Origin of the sequence: Halomonas sp. 707D4 (genome assembly GCF_024158685.1) — a bacterium.
Lineage (GTDB): Bacteria > Pseudomonadota > Gammaproteobacteria > Pseudomonadales > Halomonadaceae > Vreelandella.
The window spans coordinates 1-3,937 of sequence record NZ_JAMZBD010000303.1; the positions used below are offsets into that span (position 1 = coordinate 1).

2 protein-coding genes and 1 pseudogene are annotated in these 3,937 nt (G+C 66.1%); 1 reads left to right on the top strand and 2 read right to left on the bottom strand.

Going from position 1 to position 3,937, the window contains the following annotated elements; genetic code table 11:
• A pseudogene (locus BIS11_RS12480) lies at positions 1 to 213 on the bottom strand (DNA ligase B); the annotation flags it as partial.
• Between the two features lie 113 nt (positions 214 to 326).
• Positions 327 to 1,547 (bottom strand): methionine adenosyltransferase, encoded by a 1,221-nt coding sequence (gene metK, locus BIS11_RS12485; protein WP_253423492.1) that lies wholly within the window; start codon positions 1,545 to 1,547, stop codon positions 327 to 329.
• Positions 1,548 to 1,784: 237 nt separating this feature from the next.
• Between metK and tkt the strand changes: the two genes are divergently transcribed.
• Positions 1,785 to 3,773, top strand: a complete 1,989-nt coding sequence (tkt, locus tag BIS11_RS12490) for a transketolase (RefSeq protein ID WP_253423489.1) — start codon at positions 1,785 to 1,787, stop codon at positions 3,771 to 3,773.
• Positions 3,774 to 3,937: the final 164 nt, after the last annotated feature.

Below are 3,937 nucleotides of genomic sequence, written 5' to 3' on the forward strand. Positions count from 1 at the left end.
GTCGTAGAGGGTGTCCTCCACCAGCGCGACGCCGTCGCCGTGGTAGCTCAGATCCCACAGGGCGATCTGCTCGGCGAGCGCCTGAGCCTCGCGCTCCAGCCGTGCCCCGGGCCAGTCAGGGCAGGCGTTGGCGGCGGCTGGCGCCAGCACCAGCCACAGCGCGGTGGCAAGCAGCGCAAGGGGCAAGCGGGGAAGAAAAGACGTTCTCGTCATGGCAGCGGCCCGAGCCTAAGTATGCATAGCAAAGCCTAGAGCACGCAGCCGATACTCGCCCAAAAAAAACGCCCCCGCTGTCAACGGGGGCGTCATCGAAAGAGACGAGCGGCTTACAGGCCAGCGGCGGCTCTCAAGGCGTCGGCCTTGTCGATCTTCTCCCAGGGGAAGGCGGTGAAGGTTTCGGTCTGCGTCTCGCCCTTGTCGTCGACCCAGGTGTAGCTGTGCTCGAAGGGCTCGCGGCCGAAGTGGCCGTAGGCGGCGGTGAGCTGGTACATCGGGTGCAGGAGATCGAGCATCTTGGTGATCGCGTAGGGACGCAGGTCGAAGTGCTCGCGTACCAGCTTGACGATGGTCGCGTCGTCGATCTTGCCGGTACCGAAGGTGTCGATGGAGACCGACGTCGGCTCGGCCACGCCGATGGCATACGACACCTGGATCTCGCACTTGTCGGCCAGGCCCGCAGCGACCACGTTCTTGGCCACGTAGCGTCCGGCGTAAGCGGCACTGCGGTCGACCTTGGACGGATCCTTGCCCGAGAACGCACCGCCGCCGTGGCGGGCCATGCCGCCGTAGGTATCGACGATGATCTTGCGCCCGGTCAGGCCACAGTCGCCCACCGGCCCGCCGATCACGAACTTGCCCGTCGGGTTGATGTGGTACTGGGTGTTCTCGTCAAGCCATTCGGCGGGCAGCACTTCCTCGATGATCTCGCGCTGGACCATGTGGCGCAGATCTTCCTGGGCGATCTCCGGATCGTGCTGGGTGGAGAGCACCACCGCGTCGACGCCGCAGGGCTGACCCTGCGCGTCGTAACGGAAGGTCACCTGGCTCTTGGCGTCCGGGCGCAGCCACGGCAGCAGGCCGTTCTTGCGCAGCTCCGCCTGGCGCTCCACCAGGCGGTGGGAGTAGTGGATCGGCGCCGGCATATAGGCGTCGGTTTCGTTGGTGGCGTAGCCGAACATCAGGCCCTGGTCGCCCGCGCCTTGATCTTCGGGCCTGGAGCGATCCACGCCCTGGGCGATCTCCACGCTCTGCTTGCCGATCAGGTTCACCACGCCGCAGGTGGCGCCGTCGAAGCCGACCTGGGAGGAGGTATAGCCGATATCGGTGATGACGTCGCGCACCAGCGTCTCCAGATCGACCCAGGCGGAGGTGGTGATCTCGCCGGCGATGATCGCCACACCGGTCTTCACCAGGGTCTCGCAGGCCACGCGCGCCTGCTTGTCCCGGGCAATAATCGCATCCAGCACCGCATCGGAAATCTGGTCGGCGATCTTGTCGGGGTGCCCTTCGGAAACGGACTCGGAGGTAAACAGGGAATATTCGCTCATTGCGCGCTCGGCCCTCGTACGATGGCTGCCAGGTGACAGCCTCAAGAAAATCATGGCAGGAGGCACCCTGCCAGAGTGGTAAAGCGGCCAGGCCGCATCAGACGGCGAAGTTTACACATATGGCGCGCTTCTTCCCACAACGTGTCCGCATAATTTGCCGAGGCCGGGGAAGTCAGCGACAATGGCGCCTTTCCTGTTGTCGATACCTGTTTTCCGTTTGCAAGCGAGGAGCACTCCATGCCGTCCCGTTTCGAGTTGGCCAACGCCATTCGCGCCCTTTCCATGGATGCCGTGCAGAAGGCCAAATCCGGTCACCCCGGCGCGCCCATGGGCATGGCGGACATCGCCGAGGTGCTGTGGAACGACTACCTCAAGCACAACCCGGAAGACCCGAAGTGGGCCGACCGCGACCGCTTCGTGCTCTCCAACGGCCACGGCTCGATGCTGCTCTACTCGCTTTTGCACCTCACCGGCTACGACGTGAGCCTGGAGCACCTGCAGGCGTTTCGCCAGCTCCACTCGCCCACCGCCGGCCACCCGGAATTCGGCTACGCACCAGGGATCGAGACCACGACCGGCCCGCTCGGTCAGGGCTTTGCCAACGCCGTGGGCTTCGCCATCGCCGAAAAGACGCTGGCGGCGCAGTTCAACCGCCCCGGCCATACCGTGGTCGACCACCACACCTGGTGTTTCCTCGGTGACGGCTGCCTGATGGAGGGTATCTCCCACGAGGCGGCGTCGCTCGCCGGCACCCAGCAGCTCGGCAAGCTGATCGCGCTGTACGACGACAACGGCATCTCCATCGACGGCGAGGTCGAGGGCTGGTTCACCGACGATACCGCCAAGCGCTTCGAGGCCTACGGCTGGCACGTGGTGCCCAACGTCGACGGCCACAAGCCCGACGAGATCAAGGCGGCCATCGAGCTCGCCAAGCAGAGCGACAAGCCGAGCCTGATCATCTGCAAGACCATCATCGGCTTCGGTGCGCCCAACAAGCAGGGCAAGGAGGACGCCCACGGCGCCCCGCTGGGTGACGACGAAGTCGCCGCCGCACGCCGCGAGCTTGGCTGGGAGCACGCTCCGTTCCATATCCCGGAGCCGATCTACTCCGCCTGGGATGCCCGCGACGAGGGCAAGAAGCAGCAACAAGCCTGGAAAGAGCGCTTCGCGCGCTACGCCGAGGCCCACCCTGAACTCGCCCGCGAGTTCCAGCGCCGCATGAAGGGCGAACTGCCGGCGGAACTCGGCACCGAGGCGCTGATCGAGAAGGCCCAGGAGAAAGGCGAGAGCATCGCTTCGCGCAAGGCGTCCCTTCTGGCGCTCAACGCCATCGGCCCGCAGATGCCCGAACTTCTCGGCGGCAGCGCCGATCTCGCGCCGTCGAACCTGACCTTCTGGGAAGGCACCCAGGCGATCACCGCCGAGAACCCCGGCGGCAGCTACCTGCACTACGGCGTGCGCGAGTTCGGCATGGGCGCGGTGATGAACGGCATCGCCCTGCATGGCGGCTTCGTGCCCTACGGCGCCACGTTCCTGATCTTCATGGAGTACATGCGCAACGCCGTACGCATGGCCGCGCTGATCGGTCGTCAGGCGATCTACGTGTTCACCCACGACTCCATCGGCCTTGGCGAGGACGGCCCGACCCACCAGCCGATCGAGCAGCTCACCAGCCTTCGCACCACGCCGAATCTGTCGACCTGGCGCCCCTGCGACGCCGTCGAGACCATGGCGGCCTGGGACGCGGCGCTCAAGCGCCACGCCGGCCCCACGGCGCTGATCCTGTCGCGCCAGAACCTGCCGCACCAGGCGCGCAGCAAGGCGCAGCTGGCCCACATCCAGCGCGGCGGCTACGTGCTGAAGGATGCCGAGGGCACCCCGGCGCTGCTTCTGATCGCCACCGGCTCGGAAGTGGGTCTCGCCATGGATGCCGCCGCCGAGCTCGAGAAGGCCGGCCACGCGGTGCGTGTGGTGTCGATGCCTTCGACCGACCGCTTCGACGAGCAGGACGCCGAGTACCGTGAAAGCGTGCTGCCGCGCGCAGTGACCCGGCGCATCGCCATCGAAGCGGCTCACGGCGACTACTGGTACAAGTACGTCGGCCTCGACGGCCGGATCGTCGGCATGACCACCTTCGGTGAGTCCGCGCCGGCGGGCGATCTGTTCAAGCACTTCGGCTTCACCGTGGAGAACATCGTCACCCAGGCCAATGAGCTTCTGGGCTGATCCTCTCGCGCTTCTGCAGGACGCTTGGCCACGATGCCCGCGCTGACCGGTTTTCTGTGGCTGATCGGCTACTACCTGATCGGGGAGGGGGTGATCCACCTCTCCGGTCTGCCCGTTTCCGCAGGCGTGGTGGGCATGCTCGCGCTGACCGCCACGCTGATCGT